General features: G+C 34.4%; 19 protein-coding genes. 9 read left to right on the top strand and 10 right to left on the bottom strand.

Translation table 11 applies throughout. From position 1 onward, the window contains the following. Positions 1–8: 8 nt before the first annotated feature. From ACW5R3_RS00950 to ACW5R3_RS00940, 3 genes are all read right to left on the bottom strand, one after another. Complete coding sequence (locus ACW5R3_RS00950; protein ID WP_456577751.1) at positions 9–1373, bottom strand: OmpA family protein; 1365 nt, start codon at positions 1371–1373, stop codon at positions 9–11. 123 nt (positions 1374–1496) lie between these two features. Further along, on the bottom strand, positions 1497–2690 hold the full coding sequence (gene kbl / locus ACW5R3_RS00945; protein ID WP_456577750.1) for a glycine C-acetyltransferase: 1194 nt from the start codon (positions 2688–2690) through the stop codon (positions 1497–1499). 22 nt (positions 2691–2712) lie between these two features. Next, a complete protein-coding gene (locus ACW5R3_RS00940) occupies positions 2713–5859 on the bottom strand; it encodes a UvrD-helicase domain-containing protein (RefSeq protein ID WP_456577749.1) in 3147 nt (1048 codons plus the stop codon). A 128-nt stretch (positions 5860–5987) separates the two neighbouring features. On the opposite strand from ACW5R3_RS00940, the gene ACW5R3_RS00935 reads away from it, so the two are divergent. Further along, a complete protein-coding gene (locus tag ACW5R3_RS00935) occupies positions 5988–6596 on the top strand; it encodes a superoxide dismutase (protein WP_456577748.1) in 609 nt (202 codons plus the stop codon). A gap of 504 nt (positions 6597–7100) precedes the next feature. Here the strand turns inward: ACW5R3_RS00935 and ACW5R3_RS00930 are convergent. The 4 genes from ACW5R3_RS00930 to purN form a co-directional block, all read right to left on the bottom strand. Further along, on the bottom strand, positions 7101–8999 hold the full coding sequence (locus ACW5R3_RS00930) for an amidophosphoribosyltransferase (RefSeq protein WP_456577747.1): 1899 nt from the start codon (positions 8997–8999) through the stop codon (positions 7101–7103). A 73-nt stretch (positions 9000–9072) separates the two neighbouring features. Then, a complete protein-coding gene (locus tag ACW5R3_RS00925) occupies positions 9073–9999 on the bottom strand; it encodes a PfkB family carbohydrate kinase (protein WP_456577746.1) in 927 nt (308 codons plus the stop codon). A 230-nt stretch (positions 10000–10229) separates the two neighbouring features. Next, positions 10230–10871, bottom strand: coding sequence for a ribonuclease H1 domain-containing protein (locus tag ACW5R3_RS00920; RefSeq protein WP_456577745.1), 642 nt, complete (start codon positions 10869–10871; stop codon positions 10230–10232). Positions 10872–10900: 29 nt separating this feature from the next. Then, positions 10901–11470, bottom strand: a complete 570-nt coding sequence (gene purN / locus ACW5R3_RS00915; protein ID WP_456577744.1) for a phosphoribosylglycinamide formyltransferase — start codon at positions 11468–11470, stop codon at positions 10901–10903. A 183-nt stretch (positions 11471–11653) separates the two neighbouring features. Here purN and ACW5R3_RS00910 point away from each other — a divergent pair, with 183 nt between their 5' ends. The 5 genes from ACW5R3_RS00910 (at position 11654) to pyk (ending at position 15936) form a co-directional block, all read left to right on the top strand. Next, positions 11654–11890, top strand: coding sequence for an acyl carrier protein (locus ACW5R3_RS00910; protein WP_456577743.1), 237 nt, complete (start codon positions 11654–11656; stop codon positions 11888–11890). Positions 11891–11903: 13 nt separating this feature from the next. Next, entirely contained in the window at positions 11904–13154 is a 1251-nt protein-coding gene (fabF, locus tag ACW5R3_RS00905) for a beta-ketoacyl-ACP synthase II (protein ID WP_456577742.1), read from the top strand. A 6-nt stretch (positions 13155–13160) separates the two neighbouring features. After that, positions 13161–13901: a ribonuclease III gene (gene rnc, locus ACW5R3_RS00900; RefSeq protein ID WP_456577741.1), complete on the top strand. Its 741-nt coding sequence runs from the start codon at positions 13161–13163 to the stop codon at positions 13899–13901. A 107-nt stretch (positions 13902–14008) separates the two neighbouring features. Then, entirely contained in the window at positions 14009–14494 is a 486-nt protein-coding gene (locus ACW5R3_RS00895; RefSeq protein WP_456577740.1) for an IPExxxVDY family protein, read from the top strand. Beyond that, positions 14494–15936, top strand: a complete 1443-nt coding sequence (gene pyk, locus ACW5R3_RS00890) for a pyruvate kinase (RefSeq protein ID WP_456577739.1) — start codon at positions 14494–14496, stop codon at positions 15934–15936. Before ACW5R3_RS00895 ends, pyk begins: the two co-directional genes overlap by 1 nt. Before the next feature lie 86 nt (positions 15937–16022). Here the strand turns inward: pyk and dinB are convergent, their stop codons facing one another. Then, positions 16023–17129, bottom strand: a complete 1107-nt coding sequence (dinB, locus tag ACW5R3_RS00885; RefSeq protein ID WP_456577738.1) for a DNA polymerase IV — start codon at positions 17127–17129, stop codon at positions 16023–16025. A gap of 41 nt (positions 17130–17170) precedes the next feature. Between dinB and ACW5R3_RS00880 the strand changes: the two genes are divergently transcribed. Both ACW5R3_RS00880 and ACW5R3_RS00875 read left to right on the top strand, forming a co-directional pair. Next, on the top strand, positions 17171–17830 hold the full coding sequence (locus tag ACW5R3_RS00880; protein ID WP_456577737.1) for an NAD(P)H-binding protein: 660 nt from the start codon (positions 17171–17173) through the stop codon (positions 17828–17830). A 21-nt stretch (positions 17831–17851) separates the two neighbouring features. After that, positions 17852–18325, top strand: a complete 474-nt coding sequence (locus tag ACW5R3_RS00875) for a CYTH domain-containing protein (protein ID WP_456577736.1) — start codon at positions 17852–17854, stop codon at positions 18323–18325. Between the two features lie 33 nt (positions 18326–18358). Here the strand turns inward: ACW5R3_RS00875 and ACW5R3_RS00870 are convergent, their stop codons facing one another. After that, on the bottom strand, positions 18359–19456 hold the full coding sequence (locus tag ACW5R3_RS00870) for an isoaspartyl peptidase/L-asparaginase family protein (RefSeq protein WP_456577735.1): 1098 nt from the start codon (positions 19454–19456) through the stop codon (positions 18359–18361). Positions 19457–19576: 120 nt separating this feature from the next. On the opposite strand from ACW5R3_RS00870, the gene amaB reads away from it, so the two are divergent. Continuing rightward, complete coding sequence (gene amaB, locus ACW5R3_RS00865; protein ID WP_456577734.1) at positions 19577–21130, top strand: L-piperidine-6-carboxylate dehydrogenase; 1554 nt, start codon at positions 19577–19579, stop codon at positions 21128–21130. 106 nt (positions 21131–21236) lie between these two features. Here amaB and ACW5R3_RS00860 read toward each other — a convergent pair whose 3' ends face one another. After that, positions 21237–21677: a lipocalin family protein gene (locus ACW5R3_RS00860; RefSeq protein ID WP_456577733.1), complete on the bottom strand. Its 441-nt coding sequence runs from the start codon at positions 21675–21677 to the stop codon at positions 21237–21239. Positions 21678–21698 lie beyond the last annotated feature (21 nt).

Here is a 21698-nt window from a genome sequence, read left to right as displayed (position 1 = left end):
GAAATAATTTATTTTACTAAATTGATTTCTACACGTCTGTTGTTTGCTCTACCAGCTCTAGTTTTGTTTGTGTCAATTGGCTTAGACTCACCAAAACCTTTAGATGATAATCTGAAAGCATCAATACCGTTAGAAGTTAAGTAATCTTTTACAGATAATGCTCTAGAGTCAGATAACTTCATATTTAATGACTCACTACCAACACTATCAGTATGACCTTCAACAGTAAACTTAGCGTTAGGGTATTCTTTTAAGATAGCAATGATATCTTGAAGAACTTTTTCAGATTGTGCTTTGATAGAAGATTTACCTGTATCAAATAAGATCGTTTTAGCGTAAGCGTTTAAAGCTTTTTGTACAGCTTCAGTTACTTCAGGACAACCATTGTTAGCAACAGTACCAACTTTGTCTGGACATGCATCATCTTTATCAGCTACACCATCACCGTCAGTATCAGCCCAAGGACAACCATTGTTAGCTGCAGGACCTGCTTCATTAGGACATTTGTCATCTTTATCAGCAACACCGTCACCATCAGCATCTGGGCAACCGTTTAATTCTTTTAATCCAGCTACAGTAGGACAAGCGTCATCTTTATCAGCTATACCATCACCGTCAGTATCAGGACATCCGTTAAACTCAGCAGGACCTGCTTCGTTAGGACAAGAATCTTTACTATCTTCAATACCATCACCGTCAGTATCAGGACATCCGTTGAAAGCTTCTAAACCAAATACTTCTGGACAAGCGTCATCTTTGTCATATACACCATCGCCGTCAGTATCTTTACCACCAAACTTAAATGTAATTCCAGCAGTATGTTGGAAATGTGTATCTAAATAATCTTCGAATGCATGTTTGTAAGCAGATTGAACAGTAATACCAACATTTTCGCTAACCCAGAAATTAATTCCTAAAGTTCCGTTTAATGTACCAGCACCAATTTCATCAACCCATGTGTAACCACCACCTACACCTAAGTAAGGATCGAACCATGAAGAATTTAATAACGTACCGAAACCGTACTTAACAACACCGTCAAGACCAAAATAAGTTGCATCTCCGTATACTGTACGATCATCACCAAACTTGTCAATTTTGTTAATAGAAGCTGTAGCACCTAATGTGAAACCACTACCAATATAACGACCAACAGTTAATGAAGATAATGATGGTAAAATGTTCCAGTGGTCTGTAGCATTAAAGTATTCATCAAAATAATCTCCAAGTGGTGCATTTTCTCCTGTAGGGTAGAAATCAACTGCGTTTACTCCAAGGCTTATTGCCCAAGGGTTGTTTTCATCTTGTGCGTATGTATTACTCATACCTAACATAAGTAACATAGCGAACAATAATCTGCTAAGATTTTTCATATTCAAAAATTTAATTTTTAAGTGTTAATTGTAAACAAAAGTAAGTTGTTAAATATTATTAACAAAGACAAATATAGAAAAATATTGTGTAATTCCCCGAAAATGTGCTTGTTTGTCTTGATTTTAAATAATTTCCAATTGTTTTCCAACTTTAATAAAAGCTGAAATAGCATGGTCTAAATGTTCTTTTTCATGAGCTGCTGATAATTGCACACGAATTCGGGCTTTATCCTTTGGAACCACTGGGAAAAAGAATCCAATTACATAAATTCCTTCTTCTAATAACATGTTGGCCATTGTTTGTGATAATTGTGCATCATATAACATAATGGGTACAATGGCTGAATCGCCATCTACTATGTCAAAACCTGCTTTTTTAATTCCTTCTTTAAAATAGTTTGTGTTCCAAGCTAGCTTATCACGTAGAGAAGTATCATTAGCAAGCATGTCGAATACTTTTATTGATGCTCCAACAATTGCCGGTGCTAAGGAGTTTGAAAATAAATATGGTCTTGAGCGTTGACGTAAAATTTCAATTACTTCTTTTTTGGCTGTTGTATAACCCCCCATGGCTCCCCCCATAGCTTTTCCTAATGTACCAGTTATAATATCTACACGACCCATAACACCTTTTTCTTCTAATGTTCCACGACCTGTAGCACCGATAAACCCGGTTGCATGACACTCATCAATCATTACTAAAGCATCATATTTATCGGCTAAATCACAAATCTCATCTAATGGGGCAACAAGACCATCCATAGAAAATACACCATCGGTAACTATTATTTTATGACGAGCACCATTGGCATTGGCTTCGATAAGTTGTTTTTCTAAATCTGCCATATCGTTATTTTGGTAACGGTATCTAGCAGCTTTACATAAACGAACTCCATCAATAATTGACGCGTGATTTAATGAATCTGATATAATAGCATCTTCTTTACCTAATAAAGGTTCAAAAACACCACCATTAGCATCAAAAGCTGCAGCATATAAAATGGTGTCCTCTGTGCCGTAAAAATCGGCTATCTTTTGTTCTAGTTCTTTATGAATATCTTGTGTACCACAAATAAAACGTACAGACGACATTCCAAATCCATGTGTATCCATAACATCTTTTGCGGCTTGAATAACATCTGGATGAGATGATAATCCTAAATAATTGTTAGCACAAAAGTTTAATACTGTTTCGCCCGTATTTAAAGTGATTTCTGCACCTTGTGCCGAAGTGATAACACGTTCTGTTTTGTATAAACCGCTAGCTTTTATTTCTTGTAATTCCTTTTCTAAATGTTGTTGTATTTTTCCGTACATAATCTTTAATATTTCTGCAAAGTTAAAATTCTTTTATGGCTATACTATCATTTATATAAATAAGTATTTTTTTGATTACTTGGTAATTCATAACCTTTAATATAGCTTCATATTTCTCTAATTGTTGTGTGTGTTTCGGGAGCTCTTTTCCGGATTTATAATCTATTATAATGGCTTCATTTTGCTCATTAATAACAAGGCGGTCTGGTCTGAGTATGCTGCCATCATTTGAAATAATATCACGTTCATTATAAACGGTTATTTGTGTGTCTTTAAAATATTCTTGAAGTTTAGGATGGTGTATTATTTGCAATACAGTTTCTTTTAATACGGTTTCTTGATCTTGACTAATAATTCCTTTATCCAAAAATGACACTAAAACCGTGTCCACGTCAGCTTCAGTTGTTATTTCGGCCATTAAATCGTGTATTAAATTCCCTTTTTCAATAGCCTTACCTTGTTCCGTATCCCATAAACTAGCTGATCTAGTTACAACCTTAATATTGTGTGTTTCTTTTGGAGTTGAAACAAAATGGTTGTGGATAATGGGAGTGGTTTTGGTTGTTTTGGATTCCGAAATTTTTTGTGGTGTTCCAAATTGGTAAAATAATAGGTTTGATTCCCATTTTCTTAATTGCTGTAAATAACCAATAAAAAAACCAGCATAGGTTTTTGTGTTTAGGACACCTTTTGCGTTAACATCCAATTTTGAAATAATATATAATTGCTCAACAGGCCTGGTTAATGCCACGTACAATATGTTTATGTTATCTAACTCGAGTTCCGTTTGGTGTCTGTGATGAATTTGCGCTCCCGCTTCGCCATAGTTTTCAAACGCTTTATTGTAGTTAAGAAGCGTATAGTTAAATCCGTTAAATGTTTCTGGATTTATAGGAAACCACTCTTGAGGTGTTATTTCTCGATAAATATCCATATCAGCAAATGGAAAAATAACGACTGGAAATTCTAGACCTTTAGATTTGTGGACTGTCATGATCTGAATGGCTTGAAAACCTTCTGGTGTAACAACGCTTAGTTTTTCATTTTTTGAGTCGAAATAATTCAGAAAACTGCCAATATCTGCTAACTGCTTTTCAGTAAACTCCAATACAACATCCATATAATATTGTACAAATGCGTCCGACTCATCAATCAAATTAAATTGGCGAATAATTGTTTCTACTAAATCATAAAAAGACAATTGTATAAGTTCTGTATAATTGATTATTATATCTAAACTCTCAAATTGCTTAAACAAGTCTGTTATATTATAAGATATATGTTTTTTTAAAAATTGATGTTTATCAGTAATTTTATAGCTATCGGCTAGGTGTAGTAAAACGGCAGCTTTGGTTTCTTGATTTTCAGGTTGTAAGATTAAGCGTAAAACATTATTAATAAACTGAACATTCTGCGAGTTGTTGAGTAATAATGTTTCAGACGACATGATGCTTAAGCCTTTTTCAGTTAAATAATTGGCAATAGCTATTCCTTCTTTTTTCTTTCTTACTAATATACAAATGTCAGCTTGTTTGTATCCATTTTCTAAACAAGATTCAATGGTGTTATAAACACTTTCAGAATAAGCTAAATCTTTATCATCGATGTCGTTAAAATCCAGAAATTCTAATTGTACATAGCCTGAATCTGCTTTTTTTATTAATTGGTTTGCTTCTTGGTATAAGTTAATGTGATCTGTGTGACTGAATACAGTTTCAGAGAGGTATTTAAAAAAACCGTTATTGAAGGAGATAACGTTTTCAAAACTTCTAAAATTAGATTCTAAAGGGATTATTTTAGGTTCTAAATGAAATGGATTTTCGTTTTGGTTGTATAAGTCAATAAACTGTTCTGCTTTTCCGCCTCGCCACCTGTAAATAGCTTGTTTAGCATCGCCTACAAGCATTAAACTTCCTGGTTTTGATGCTATGGCATTATCTAGTAAAGGCACTAAGTTTTGCCATTGTAGTGAGGAGGTGTCTTGAAATTCATCAATAAAATAATGTTTAAACTTTTCTCCAATACGTTCGTATATAAATGGCGTAGGTTGATTTTTTATTTCTTGACTAATTACACTATTAAACTCCGAAATTAACATAACGTTTTGTTCCTCTTTAATTTGCTGTAACTCCTTGTTTATGGCATTTATTACAGACAAGGGAGTTAGATTTCGGTATATGGCTTTAAGTAGACCATAGTGTGTTACAGCTGTTTTAGTGGTTGTGAAAAAATCAATTAATTGTGGTTGAATATTTTCAATAGTTGCAGCTGTGTCCGCATCAGTTTTAGATTTAGGATATATGGTATTGCCTTCTAGCAAATCCGTAACCCATTTTGCATCTTCTATTTTTGGTCCAAAATCAGATTCTGATATTTTTTTAAAGTAATTAGGTAAGGATTTTCGTGAGAAATTCTCAAACTCTAAACCATTATTTTCAATGAGCCTTAGTGTTTCTGTAGCGCTTTCGATGCACAGGTTTTTTGTTTTTTTTAGCTCTTTTGTTAGGGTAGATTTTAAAGTTTTAAAATCGTCTAGTGTTTTATCTTGGAGTAACGCTATAAACGGTCTGTCGTTTTCATTAATAAGGAGCTTGGATATAGCATAAAAATCTCTAGATACATCCCAGCTTTTATCATCATCAGCTTTTTCAATTGCAAAATCTACTAATGTCTTGGTTAAACGTTTGTCGGTTCCCGCTTTTGAAATAAGTCGGTCAACGGCTTCATTTAAAAGCGACTCAACATCCAAGGCGACTTCAAAATTTAAAGGTAATTTTAGGTCGTGTGCAAAAGTTCTAATTATTCGGTGGGTAAAACCATCAATAGTTGAAATATCAAATGCAGCGTAATTATGCATAATAGCATCTAATACTTCAGCACTTTTAGTCTGTAGGTCACCTGCCGATATATCTAAATCGGTGCATAATTCTTCAAACATACTATTGGAGCTATCTTGGGTATCTTCGGATGAAAATGCAATTAGCGCCTCAATAATACGAGATTTCATTTCGCCTGCAGCCTTATTGGTAAACGTAATAGCAAGAATGGTTTTAAAGGCTTGTTTACCAGTTGATTTAAGTAAAATGGATAAATAAGCTTTTACCAGGGTATACGTTTTTCCGCTACCTGCGGAGGCATTATAAATAAGATACGGATGATTCGTGGTCATGTTTTATGGCGAAATTTTACACAAGATAAAAACTATCAATGATTTGATAGGTATTAATTATTTTTAATTGAAGGCGATTATGCGTAAATTTGGGATAAATTAATTATAAACTATTAAAAATAGAAATTATGGCTTTCGAATTACCGAAATTAAAATATGCCTATGATGCGTTAGAGCCGCACATAGATGCACGCACTATGGAAATACATCACTCTAAACACCATGCAGGTTATACATCAAAATTAAATGCTGCTATTGAAGGAACTGATTTAGAGGGTAAAACAATTGAGAACATCCTTATCAATTTAGATATGGATAACAAAGCTGTTAGAAATAACGGTGGTGGTTTTTATAATCACTCTTTATTTTGGGATGTTATGAATCCTGAAGGTAAAGGTCGTTTATCTGGAGATCTTAAAGATGCTATTGAGGCAGCTTACGGTAGTGTAGAGGAGTTTAAAACAGCATTTAGTAATGCAGCAGCTACACAGTTTGGATCTGGTTGGGCATGGTTATGTGTTCATAAAGGTGGTAAAGTTGAAGTTTGCTCAACTCCAAACCAAGATAATCCATTAATGCCAGGAGTAACTTGTGAAGGTACACCAATTTTAGGATTAGATGTATGGGAACATGCTTACTATTTAAATTACCAAAACAGACGTCCTGACTATATTGATGCATTTTTTAATGTAATTAACTGGAACGAAGTTGAAAGACGTTATGCAGAAGCTAAATAAGTAGCATAATCTTAATTTATATTAAAAAGGCAAACCTGTTTTCAGGTTTGCCTTTTTTTAATTTTAGTATTTAAAAATCTTGTTATTATTTTAAATGAAAAAAGGTGAACAGATGTTCACCTTTTTTGCCCCAAATCTACCATAAACTTAACCTACTTATGTTATGGTGATACAAATATATACTTAGAAGTTCTTCAATTAAAAAATATTAGATAAACGACTTATAAAACAGTTAAACGAATATTAAGTGTTGTTTTATAGTCTGTGACTGTTTTTGTTGTCTATTATACAGTATGGTAAGTGGAAGATTTTCTGTGTTTTTTAAAATAAAAAAAGGCGAACCGAAGTTCACCTTTTTTTGCCCCAAATCTACCATAAACTTAACCTACTTATGTTATGGTGATTCTAAAGTATATCATTTTTTAATGCGGACAACTATAAATCTGTTGAAATACATGTATTTCGGTTGAAATACATAATCACCACATTTTCAGTCATTTAATTTTAGTAAGCACGTTCTTTATTGCCTTCAAAGAAGTTGATAAAAGCACGGTTTACTACACGGTTACCACCTGGCGTAGGGTAATTACCTGTAAAATACCAATCGCCTAAGTTTTTAGGGCAAGCTTTGTGTAAATTTTCTACAGGTTGGAAAATGGTAATAACCTCCGCGTTAATATGTTCGTTTGATATTAACTGTGAAATTTTATCTGAAATAGCTTCGCTTGAAAATTGTTCGTATAATTCCTTGACAAAGTTTTTAACGTCTTTATCGGCTAATTCTACTTGTAATTTACACTTTTCGTATACCTCTTGTACTAAATGGTATTTATTATTTTCTTCCAATAATTCAAGCATAGCACGGAAAGCTATTAAATCCTCTAAACGAGCCATGTCAATACCATAGCAGTCTGGATAGCGAATTTGAGGTGCTGAAGAAACTACTACAATTCGTTTTGGATTTAAACGATCCATCATTTTAATGATACTTTTCTTCAAAGTTGTACCTCTCACAATACTATCATCAATAATAACAAGGTTGTCAGTTGGCTTAATAACACCGTAAGTAACATCGTATACGTGAGCAACTAAATCGTCACGACTACTATCTTCTGTGATAAATGTTCGTAGTTTAACATCCTTAATAGCTATTTTTTCAATACGTGGACGTTCTGAAAGTATGTTGGTAACAGTTTCTGCGCTTAATTGGCCGTTTCCAGCTAATATAGCAGCTGTTTTTTTCTTATTTAAGTGTTCCTCTACAGTTTCGATCATTCCGAAGAATGATGTTTCTGCAGTATTGGGAATGTATGAGAAAACCGTATTTTCAGTGTCGTTATCAATGGCTTTTAATACTTTAGGCATTAGTAACTTACCTAGGTTTTTACGCTCTTGGTAAATTTCGGCATCACTACCACGAGAAAAATAAATACGCTCAAAAGAGCAGGCTTTACGTTCTAAAGGTTCTAAGATGTTTTCAATACTAACCTTTCCACATTTCTTTGTTATAATGGCATTTCCAGGTTCTAGTTCCTTAACGTCTTCAAAGTTGACATTAAAAACAGTTTGAATTACAGGACGTTCTGAAGCTACAACCACAACTTCGTCATCTTTGTAGTAATATACTGGACGAATACCTGCTGGATCACGTAGTACAAATGAGTCGCCATGACCAATTAAACCCGCCATAGCGTAACCGCCATCCCAATTTTTAGCAGATTTTTTTAAAATTTTAGCAATATTTAAACGCTCAGCAATTAAATTAGAGCATTCATTTTTACTGAACCCTTCTTTTTTTAATTTCTTATATAATTTGGAAACAGCATCATCTAAAAAATGACCTATTTTTTCCATTATTGTAACTGTATCGGCTTTTTCTTTAGGGTGCTGTCCAAGACGAACTAAACCATCAAAAAGTTCATTAACATTTGTCATGTTAAAGTTACCCGCTACAATTAAGTTTCTATGCATCCAGTTGTTCTGACGTAAAAATGGGTGAACACTTTCTACACTATTCTTACCAAAAGTTCCGTAACGTACATGACCTAAAAGTAATTCGCCAATGTATGGTATGTGTTTCTTTTGTAGTTCTACGTTGTTAGCATATTCTGGGTTTTCAGTCAGCTCTTTGTTGATACGTTCATTAATTTTAGCAAAAATATCCTGAATAGGTTGCTGTTCAATAGAACGTACGCGACTAATGTAGCGTTCTCCTGGCTGGGTATCTAGTTTTATACTTGCAAAACCAGCACCATCTTGTCCGCGGTTATGCTGTTTTTCCATTAGTAAATACATCTTGTTAACCCCATAAAAGGCGCTACCGTATTTTTCTTTATAGTATTCTAATGGTTTTAATAAACGAATCTGTGCAATACCACATTCATGTTTTAAAGCGTCACTCATTGTTGTGTTGTGTTGTTGTAGTGTGTACTGTTGTGTAAATTAAAAACGCGCTCCATTTAAGAGCGCGCTTGTATTATGATAATTCTATATCGAACTGTGTTAAGCTCTTAAATTGTTGTAGGCGTTTGTGAACCTCGTTACTGTTTAAGGAAACCATACGCTCTGTGCCAAATTTTTCAACACAAAACGAAGCTAATGTAGATCCGTATATAACAGCGTTTTTCATGTTATCAAACGAGATGTCATCAGATTTAGCTAAATATCCAGCAAAACCTCCAGCAAACGTATCTCCAGCACCTGTAGGATCAAAAACTTCCTCTAATGGTAAAGCTGGTGCGAAAAAAACATTAGCGTCATGGAATAATAAAGCCCCATGCTCACCTTTTTTAATAACCACGTACTTAGGTCCCATTTTATGAATTTTTCGTGCAGCAACTACTAAGGAATATTCACCTGTTAATTGTCTAGCTTCTTCATCATTAATGGTAATAACATCTACCTTTTTGATTACTTTTAGTAAATCGTCTAGAGCGCAATCCATCCAAAAATTCATGGTGTCTAAGATGGTTAACTCAGGCTTTGTCTCCATTTGTTCAAGAACACTTAATTGTACTAGTGGGTGTAAATTACCTAACATTACAATTTTAGCATCGCGGTATGCTGTAGGAACTACAGGTTGAAAATCGGCTAATACATTTAGCTCTGTTGCTAAAGTATCACGTGTATTCATATCGTTGTGGTATTTACCACTCCAAAAGAATGTTTTACCTTCTTTAATGATTTCAACACCTGAAATATCTACTTTTCTATCAGATAATAGATCTAAATATTCTTGTGGAAAATCACCACCAACAACCGATACAGCTGCAGCATCTACATTAAATTGAGAAGCGGCAAGGCCTATATATGTGGCTGCGCCTCCTAAAATTTTATCAGTTTTCCCGAAAGGAGTTTCAATAGCATCGAAAGCTACTGTTCCTACAATTACTAATTTGCTCATAAAGCGGTTTCAAATTTTGATGCAAATATACGGTTTTTGTAAACTAAAAAGCGAATTTATTTAATAAGCAGTATGGCTATATAGTTGAGGTGTTTAAAGAGCTGAAATATATGACCTTACTTGTGGTATTTTGAGTTTTTAAGTAATAATTTATGAGAAGGCTAAATAGAAGATCAAATCTGTTGTTTAGGATCGGGCAGGATAAGGTGTAGTATATGTCTTTTTATAATTTACTTCCGTCCAAAATCTGCAGGTATCTCGCCCCAAGCTTTGGTTTCCCATTTTACAATGGTGGTAGTGTAGGTGTTTTCTTTTAGCCACTTAATCCCTCGATCGACTAATTCAAATAGTTTTTCATTTTTAGCATTTCGTTCTAACTTCGTATTGCAGGTTTTCTTGCGAACCCAACTCATGGCTATTCTAGAGTCAGTATATAAGATACGATTACTGTTGTGTTGTTTTAAAAAAGCTAAACCGTGAACTAAAGCTAAAAATTCACCAATGTTGTTCGTTCCTTCAGGAAAAGGACCTTGAATAAACAGTTGCTTTTTACTTTTTGTATCTACACCTCTATATTCCATTATGCCAGGGTTTCCAGAAGAAGCTGCATCTACTGAAATAGAATTATAATTGGGACGTCCAATTTTTTTTAATTGTACATCAGATAGTTCACTTTTAAAAGCTTTTTTCTTACCAATATAATCTTTAAAGTTACTGTTTAGTGCTTTTTTAGCGGCGTCAAAGGTTTCAAAAGATTTGTAAACAGCACCTGGGTAATCTTTAATTTGGGCTTTACAATCATTCCATTTTTCAAAAACACCTGTTTTGTGGCCTTTCCAGACAGTATAGTATTTTTTCTTCTTTTTAGACATGGTTTGTAAAAAGGTGATTTAGTTTGTAATTATTGTGGTTTTAATAAGCTTTCAACAACTTTCGGAAAATGTGTCATTTCTAATTCGTGAATTTTTGCAGCCACATTTTCAGCCGTGTCATCGGGCGAAACCGTACACTTAGTTTGATAAATTATTGCACCTTCATCGTAATTCTCATTAACATAATGGATGCTGATACCTGTTTCAGTTTCTTTATTAGCTACTACAGCTTCATGAACATTCATGCCATACATGCCTTTCCCACCGTAATTAGGTAGTAAAGCTGGATGAATATTGATAACCTGATTTGGGTATGCAGCAAGAATGTGTTCAGGAAATTTCCATAAAAAACCGGCTAAAACTATTAAATCGGGTTTTAAACTTTTTAAAATATTTAAAACATCGTCAGTCTTAGAAAATGCATGCCTATTAAACGAAAATGCGCTAACATTTAACTTTTTCGCACGATCTAATACTTTGGCATGTGAATTGTTTGTCATAACTTGCGTAACTTCAGCATAACTGTTGTTTTGGAAAAAATTAATTAAATTTTCGGCATTAGAACCAGATCCGGAAGCAAAAATTATAATACGTTTCATATAGCAGCTTATTATGATTGAATAGTAACGCAAAAAAAAGAATAAATAATAACAATTAGAAGGTAAAAGGGATTTACTTAAAAGGAAAATTAGTAAATTACCACCACATTTTTTCAGTAAAGGTGTGGAATAAGAATAAAATTTTTATTTTTGCCAACTAATAAAACTTAAAATTAAAAGATTATGTCAGACATTGCATCAAGAGTAAAAGCGATTATCGTAGACAAATTAGGTGTTGATGAAAACGAAGTTGTAACTGAAGCTAGCTTCACTAACGATTTAGGAGCAGATTCATTAGACACTGTAGAATTAATAATGGAATTCGAAAAAGAATTCGATATTCAAATCCCAGATGATCAAGCAGAAAACATTGCAACTGTTGGTCAAGCTATCTCTTATATAGACGAGGCAAAAAAATAATTCATTAGAATTTATGGAATTAAGGCGAGTTGTAGTTACAGGATTAGGAGCATTAACACCTATTGGGAATACCAAAGATGAATTTTGGAAAGCCTTAATAAATGGTAAAAGTGGTGCCGCACCTATAACATATTTTGATACTGAAAAGTTCAAAACAAAATTTGCTTGCGAATTAAAAAACTTTAATGCCACCGATTTTCTTGATAGAAAAGAAGCTCGTAAAATGGACCGCTTTACACAATATGCTATGGTTGCTTCAGATGAAGCAATAGCAGATTCTAAATTGGACCTAGATGCTGTAAATAAATTAAGAGTCGGTGTTATTTGGGGAGCAGGAATAGGTGGTTTGGAAACATTCCAAGACGAAGTGTTAAACTTTGCTGCTGGCGATGGTACACCAAGATTTAACCCATTCTTCATCCCAAAAATGATTGCAGATATTGCACCAGGAAACATATCTATCAAGCATGGATTTATGGGGCCTAATTATACAACAGTATCTGCTTGTGCTTCTTCAGCCAATGCCATGATTGATGCTTTAAACTATATACGTTTAGGACATTGCGATGTTATTGTAACTGGAGGAAGTGAAGCTGCAGTAACAATTGCAGGTATGGGTGGTTTTAATGCCATGCATGCTTTATCGACTAGAAATGAAAGCCCAGAAACAGCTTCAAGACCTTTTGATGCCACCAGAGATGGTTTTGTATTAGGCGAAGGTGCTGGAGCAATTATTCTAGAAGATTACGAACACGCTAAAGCGCGTGGAGCAAAAATTTATGCGGAAGTTTTAGGAGGCGGTATGTCTTCTGATGCTCACCACATGACTGCACCACACCCTGAAGGTATTGGTGTTATAGCAGTAATGCGAAATTGTTTAGAAAATGCAGGCGTAAAACCAGAAGAGGTTGATCATATCAACACGCATGGTACCTCAACACCGCTTGGAGATGTGGCTGAATTAAAAGCTATTTCTGAGGTGTTTGGAAGTCATGCAAAAACAATCAATATTAATTCAACAAAATCCATGACAGGTCACCTTCTAGGTGCTGCTGGTGCTATCGAGTCTATTGCTTCTATATTAGCAATGGAACACGGTATTGTACCACCAACCATAAATCATGAGGTTGCTGATGATAAAATTGATCCTGAACTAAATTTAACATTAAACAAAGCACAAAAGCGCGACGTAAATGTTGCCATGAGTAATACGTTTGGATTTGGTGGCCATAATGCCTGCGTATTATTTAAGAAATTAGATTAAACACGAATGAAAAACATTCGAAACATATTAAATTCCCGTTCAAAAAAAGACGGGAATTTTTTTGTACCAATTCAAAATATTCTAGGGTTTAAACCTAAAAATATTGATTACTACAGAAAAGCTTTCACCCACCGATCCATGAATATCAGGGATGCCGATGGGCACCCTATAAATTACGAACGTCTCGAATTTTTAGGAGATGCCATGTTGGGGTCTGTTATTGCATCACATTTATATTCCGAAGTTCCAAGTGGTGATGAAGGATATCTTACAAAAATGCGCTCTAAAATAGTTAGTCGCGAACACCTTAATGAACTGGGTAAAGATCTAGGTTTGATAGATTTAGTGAAAAGTAAAATACCAACCGGCCATTTTGGGGAAAATATACACGGAAATTTATTTGAAGCCCTTGTAGGTGCTATATTTTTAGATAGAGGTTATAAGTATTGCGAAAAATTTATTTTTAAGAAAGTAATTATCCCTTATGTTGATATTACACAATTAGAAGGTAAGGTAATAAGTTATAAAAGCTTGCTTATAGAATGGTGTCAGAAAGAAAAGAAAACATTTAATTATAATGTTTATGAAGATACAGGAAATGATGATATTCGTCATTTCTCTGTAAAACTATCCATAGACGATAAAGTGGTGGCAAAAGCGCGTGCAACTTCCAAGAAAAAGGCTGAAGAAAAAGCTTCTAAACGTGCATTTTTTGTTTTTCAAAAAGAAATATCCAAACCAAGATAAAGCGATACATACTATAACGTTTTCGTAATATTTTCATGTTAAGTTTAATGTAAACAACATCTATTTATAGCTTTTTAATGCTATATTTACATTTAGTTTTGATGATTATGATAATGCAAAAACTTAGTTTAGATGATTTTACGGATATCATTGATTACGCATTAATTGGTATTCATTGTAGTATGGAAAGTTACCAACTGGTTTATCTGCTTAACAAAGCGTTAGGAACACAGTTATCAAGACAGCGGGAAGATTTAGACTTCGGAAATCAAACACAATACGAAATTTTTGAATGGGTTGATGCCTGTAAGTTTGTAACATGGCACTTGGTTTCTAATAAATGCCGTGTGGAATTACAAGCAACTGAAAATGATAATACATTATTTAGTTCTGAGGAAACGGTAATGAAAACCTACCACCTAATTCCCGAATATAAAAAGGTAAATTACTTTTTAAAAATAACAGACGATGTTATCAGTGATGAAGCAATTCAAGACCTTTTAAAAAAAATTCAAAAAATCCCCAATGTTATCGCCACTTATAGTGTTGATCCCATGGAATTAAAATCTAAAAACAACTTAATATTTTATTAATGTTAAAAAGAAAGAAAACAAAAATAGTAGCTACATTAGGACCTGCAACAAGTACAAAAGCAGTCTTAAAAGGTATGCTTGAAGAAGGCGTAAACGTGTTTAGAATTAATTTTTCTCACGCCGATTATAAAGATGTAGAAGAGCGTATTACTATGATACGTGAATTAAATGACGAATACGGATATAACGCAGCTATTTTAGGCGATTTACAAGGTCCTAAACTACGTGTTGGTACTATGAAAGGTGAAGTAATCGTAAATGAAGGAGACGAGATTATTTTTGCTACCGGTGAACGTTTTGAAGGTACTAAGAAACGTGTATACATGACTTATGAGAAATTCCCTCAAGATGCTAAGCCAGGAGAACGTATTTTATTAGATGATGGTAAGCTTATTTTCGAAGTGGTTTCTACTGATAAAAAATCGGAAGTAAAAGCACGCGTTATCCAAGGTGGGCCGTTGCGTTCTAAGAAAGGTGTAAATTTACCAAATACAAATATTTCTCAGCCTGCATTAACTGAAAAGGATATTGACGATGCCATTTTTGCAATTAAAATGGAAGTAGATTGGATGGCTCTGTCGTTTGTACGTCATGCAGAAGATTTAATGCAATTAGAAGAGTTAATAAATGAGCATAGCGACCATAAAATTCCAATTATTGCTAAAATAGAAAAGCCTGAAGCGGTTGAAAACATCGATAAAATTGTGGCTTATTGCGACGGTTTAATGGTTGCTCGTGGTGACTTAGGTGTTGAGATTCCTGCTGAAGAGGTTCCACTTATTCAAAAGCAATTAGTATTACGTGCTAAACAAGCCCGTATCCCTGTTATTATTGCAACGCAAATGATGGAAACTATGATTTCTAGTTTAACACCAACGCGTGCCGAAGTAAATGATGTTGCTAATTCCGTTATGGATGGTGCCGATGCGGTTATGCTTTCAGGAGAAACTTCAGTTGGACAATATCCAGTACAGGTAATTAGACAAATGTCTAATATTATCAAAAGTGTGGAAGATTCTAGTCTGATTAAAGTACCTCAAATGCCTCCGCATATTCGTACAAAACGTTATATAACGAAGTCTATTTGTTATCATGCGGCTAATATGGCAAACGAAATTGATGCTAGCGCTATTTCTACATTAACGAATAGTGGCTATACAGCATTTCAAATTTCGGCTTGGCGCCCACAGGCACATATTTTAGTGTTTACCTCTAACAAACGAATTTTAACCCAATTAAATCTACTTTGGGGTGTGAAAGCTTTTTTCTACGATAAGTTTGTAAGTACTGATGAAACTATCGAAGATGTAAATGCTATAGCATGTAAAAAAGGCTATTTAGAAGCAGGTGATATGTTAATAAGTTTAGCGGCTATGCCAATACAAGAAAAAGGTATGGTAAATACTTTACGTGTTACCGAAATTACAAGTTGTGATTTTTAGAGTTTTACTCACTTGAACATACAGAACCTCATTGATTATTTTAATTAATGAGGTTTTTTTATACCTAGAAATTTAGGGTAATAGGTTTAGAAAGCAAACTGTAACTGCACACTTACGGCATGCTTATCTTCAACCTTCTTTTTAGATTTCTTTTCAGTGTTAAGGTTTGATAGTGAAATACCTAAAAGTCTAACCGAATTTTGCATGCTTTCTTGATAAAGTAAGTCTTTAGCGGTTTCTAATATAATGCTGCTATCACTAACAAAATAAGGAAGCGTCTTGCTACGAGTTTGTAAGGTAAAATCGCTGTATTTTATTTTTAAGGTGATGGTTTTTCCGGCAACCCCACTTTTTATTAAGCGTCTAGAAACTTCATCAGCTATATGTTTTAGTTTTTCTAGCATGAAAACCTCTGACGATAAATTTTCACTAAATGTTCGTTCTGCAGCTAAGGATTTTCGGATTCTGTTAGGTATAACTTCGCTAGTGTGAATACCACGAACCACATGGTAATAATACCGACCAGATTTACCAAAATGCGTATCTAAATAATCAACGGACTTAGATTTTAAATCGGCTCCCGTGAAAATACCATGCTGATACATTTTTTCCGCTGTTACTTTGCCTACACCGTAAAATTTACGAATATCAAGTGCTTCTAAAAAGCTTAATACTTCTTCAGGGTTTACTGTTTTCTGGCCATTAGGTTTATTATAATCGCTAGCAACTTTAGCAATAAATTTATTGATAGAAATGCCTGCAGAGGCCGTTAAACCAACTTCATTAAAGATACGTTCTCTAATTTCTTGAGCTATTAGACTTGCACTAGGATTGCCCTTTTTGTTTTGAGTAACATCTAAGTAGGCTTCGTCTAAAGATAAGGGTTCAACTAAATCTGTGTAATCATGGAAAATTTTTCGAATGTGTTTAGAAATAGCTTTGTACCTGTCAAAGCGTGTTGGAACAAAAATTAATTCCGGGCATAAGCGCCTAGCTTTTGCACCACTAATAGCACTTCTTACTCCAAACTTACGAGCCTCATAACTAGCGGCACTTACAACACCTCGGTTTCCGCTGCCACCAACAGCTAGAGGTTTTCCCTTTAGTTCAGGATTATCCATTTGTTCAACAGATGCATAAAAAGCATCCATATCAACATGAATAATTTTTCTAATGGGAAATGTGTCTGGCATGATGTAAATTTATAATATCTTTAGCATATAAACAGGTCATTATGGGGAAAACAGCTATTATTTTGGGAGCAACAGGGTTATCAGGAGGCTTGCTTTTACAAGAACTTTTAAAGGCAGAAGACTATGAAAAAATTAAACTGTTTTCACGCTCAAGTTGCGGAATATCTCATGAGAAAATAGATGAGCATATAGTTGATCTTTTCAAGCTAAAATTACATAAAGAAAATTTTGTTGCCGATGTTGTTTTTTGCTGTATAGGAACCACTAAAGCTAAAACCCCAGATCAAGAAACCTATTTAAAAATAGATTATGGTATTCCGGTTTCAGCAGCAGAATTAGCTCAAGAAAATGGTATTAAAACCTTTGTTGTTATCTCAGCTTTAGGAGCCGATAAATCGAGTAAGGTTTTTTATAACCGAACCAAAGGACGGATGGAAGATGCTGTTTTGGCTCAACAAATTCCACATACCTACGTGTTGCAGCCCTCTTTGATATCGGGAAATAGAAACGAAAATCGTTTAGGGGAGAAACTCGCTAAAATAGTAATGGCTTTGATTAATCCGTTTTTAATTGGAAATTTAGCAAAATATAAATCTATCAAACCTGAAGCTATTGTAAAATGTATGCTCTTTTTAGCCGATAACAACTACCCTGAGAGTCGTATTCAGTCGGATGATATTAATAAGATAGCTCAAAAATAATATAAAAATTAGTAGTAGTTTATGATTGAAATAGAACGTAAATTTTTAGTTAACTCTCAAGATTTTAAAGCCGAATCGGCAAAGGAAATCCGCATAATTCAAGGGTTTTTAAATACACATAAAGCTCGAACGGTACGAGTTCGAATAAAAGGAGAACTGGGGTTTATAACTGTTAAAGGTGTATCTACAAATGATGGTTTGTCGCGTTTTGAATGGGAAAAGGAAATTCCTAAAACGGATGCTCAAGATTTATTGGAGCTTTGTGAGCCCGGTGTTATAGATAAAATACGTTATGAAATACCGTATGGAAATCACATCTTTGAGGTTGATGAATTTTTTGGAGATAACGAAGGATTAGTTGTTGCTGAAGTTGAATTGCAACATCATACCGAAGTTTATAAAAAGCCAAATTGGTTAGGTGTTGAGGTCACAGGTGATACTAAGTATTATAATTCACAGTTAAGTAAAAACCCATTTAAGAATTGGAACTTATAATATGTGACAAAACAATATGTTTGAAGATTCCTTTTATTTTTCGTTATTCTCGTAAATGCCTAATGTTAGCTCACCCTGTTGGTTCATTGATGCGCGAAACATGCCAGGTGTGTTAAACTCCGTTACAATATGACCATTTTTATCAATGGCAATAACGCCGCCATTGCCACCTAAATCAGCTAGTTTGTTCTGTATAACTTCATGAGTGGCTTCTTGGAGAGTAAATCCGTTATACTGCATTAATGCCGAAATATCATAAGCTACTACTGCACGAATAAAAAACTCGCCCCAGCCGGTGCTAGAAATAGCACAACTATTGTTATTCGCATATGTTCCTGCGCCAATAATTGGGGCATCTCCAATGCGTCCGTAACGTTTGTTTGTCATTCCACCAGTTGAGGTTCCTGCAGCTAAATTGCCATTTTTATCCAAGGCAACGCAGCCAACAGTTCCAAATTTTAAGCCTTTTATGGTCGTGTTATAATGTGCTAGTTTAAGGCTGTCGGCAGGATTTGTTAAATCATTCGTTTCTTTTTGTTTAAGTCTGTTTAAGTTCTTTAAGTTGTTTTCTGTAAAAAAGTATTCGGTGTTCACTAAAGTTAAACCTTGCTGCTCTGCAAATTCTTCTGCACCCGTTCCTGATAGCATGACATGAGGTGAGTTTTCCATAATAGTGCGCGCCAGACTAATAGGGTTTTTAACGGTTGTAGTTCCGGCAGAAGCTCCAGCATTTAGTGTTTTTCCATCCATTATAGAAGCGTCTAATTCATGAGTTTCCGAATGTGTGAGTACGGCTCCTTTTCCAGCATTAAAAAGCGGGGAATTTTCAAGTATAGTAATTGTTTTCTCTACAGCTTCGATGCTTGTTCCGCCTTTTTTTAGAATGTTATGCCCAATTTGTATGGCTTCGGTTAGTTTGGATTTATAGGCAGCTTCGTTTTCTGGTGTTATATTTTGTTTGGTCATGAATCCTGCACCTCCATGGATAACTATAGCAAAATCATTAACCTTTACTTCAGTGCTATCTTTAGGAGTTGGATTATTCGAATTAGAAATAGCATCTAACTCTTCTTTCGTTTTGCAATTAAATAATAGAGCAAAAAGCATTAAAATATAAATAGGTTTTTTCATGACTAAAAATTTTTAACGAGAACTGAAAGTTAACAATTTTAAAATCATTTCCCTTTAATAAGGCTTCTTTAATTAGTATATTCGCAAATATTAAGATTAATAATTAAAAAATAGATATTTATGCAAGGAGTTGCAACAGATTTCGGAATTGAAAAAGCCCTAAAAGATTTAGGTGTTAAAGATATAAATGAAGGCACTTCAACAGGGTCTATTAATTTTGCAAGTGGTGAGGTTATTGAGAGTATTTCACCCGTAAATGGAAAATTAATTGCTAAGGTTAAAACAACAACCCGAGCGGATTATGATAAAGTGATGGATACTGCTACTTCCGCTTTTAAAACATGGCGAACAATGCCTGCACCACAACGTGGTGAAATTGTACGTCAGTTTGGAAATAAATTACGTGAATTAAAAGAGCCTCTTGGGCGTTTAGTGTCTTTTGAAATGGGTAAATCCCTACAAGAAGGTTATGGTGAGGTTCAGGAAATGATTGATATATGTGATTTTGCTGTTGGATTATCAAGACAGTTAAATGGACAGACAATCCCTTCAGAAAGACCGGGCCACGTTATGCGTGAGCAATGGCATTCTTTAGGAGTTGTTGGAATTATTTCTGCATTTAATTTCCCAGTCGCTGTTTGGGCTTGGAATACAGCTTTGGCTTGGGTTTGTGGAGATGTATGTGTATGGAAAGCTTCTGAAAAAACACCTTTGTGTTCTATAGCTTGCCAAAATATTATTGCAGGTGTTTTAAAAGAAAATAACCTGCCTGAAGGAATTTCATGTATCATAAACGGCGATTATAAAGTTGGTGAAATGATGACTACAGATACGCGAATTCCATTAATTTCAGCTACTGGATCTACACGAATGGGTAAAATAGTAGGGGTTACAGTTGCTGAACGATTTGGAAAGAGTTTATTAGAGTTAGGTGGAAATAATGCAATTATTATTACGCCAACGGCAGACTTAAAAGTAGTTGTTCCTGGTGCTGTATTTGGTGCTGTTGGAACTGCAGGGCAACGTTGTACATCTACACGACGTTTAATTATACACGAGTCGGTTTATGATAAAGTGAAGGATGCTATTGTTGGTGCTTATAAGCAGTTAACTATTGGGAATCCATTAGATGAGAAAAACCATATAGGACCGTTGATTGATAAAGATGCTGTGAATATGTATCTACAAGCTATTGAAAAAGCAAAAGCTGAAGGTGGTAATGTATTAGTTGAAGGTGGCGTTTTAGAAGGTGAAGGTTATGAAAGTGGTTGTTATGTAAAACCAGCTATTATTGAAGCTGAAAATGATTTTGAAATTGTACAGCACGAAACCTTTGCGCCTGTATTGTATTTAATGAAATATTCAGGTGAGGTGGAGAATGCTATAGATAAACAAAACGGTGTGGCTCAAGGCTTATCGTCAGCTATTATGACAAATGAAATGAAAGAAGCTGAAAAATTCTTGTCATTTGCAGGGTCTGATTGTGGTATTGCTAATGTAAATATTGGTACATCGGGTGCTGAAATTGGTGGTGCATTTGGTGGTGAAAAGGAAACAGGTGGTGGCCGTGAGTCCGGATCTGATGCATGGAAAGTTTATATGCGTCGTCAGACAAATACTGTGAATTATTCAGATGAATTGCCGTTAGCGCAAGGAATTAAATTTGATTTATAACATATTTCATTTTTATAAATTCAAAAAGCCGTTTTTTCCAATTAAGGAATTAAAACGGCTTTTTTCTGTTTAGGGAATTATGTGATTTTTCTGCCTTTTGGGACTCTTAGCCTCTGTTAAATACAGTGTGTCTAACGCCGAACGCTTGGTTTTCTAGAATTAATTCAGTGTCTGTTAAATTTACAATTTTAGATAACTCAGTGCTTGTTTCATGAGTAATTCTAATACCATACTCGCCATCTAGCTCTATAATTTCATAGGTTGCATAGATGATTTCGTTAGCTATACAATTATCGTCGTCTAAATTGTAGAGTTCTGATTGAAAATTTTTATTAACGTCAAACTGATAATAAGAGTTCTTTTCGCAATCGTTTAATATGATTTGTGTGTCGCTACTTATGTTTATAAGTTCAATAAGGTACCATTTACCAGCTAACTGTTCTGAAATTGTTGGTTTATATGGTGTTTCTGTGGTATCGTCATCCTTACTGCAGTTAAAAAGACATAAAAGGAGTATGCCAAAAGTCAGTAGTTTTAAATATTTCATGATACTTAATTTTATGAATTT

The sequence above is a fragment of the Algorimicrobium bowmanii genome (assembly GCF_054031195.1).
Note: the sequence above shows the minus strand (reverse complement) of the source record. Positions and strands in the feature narration are given on the sequence as shown.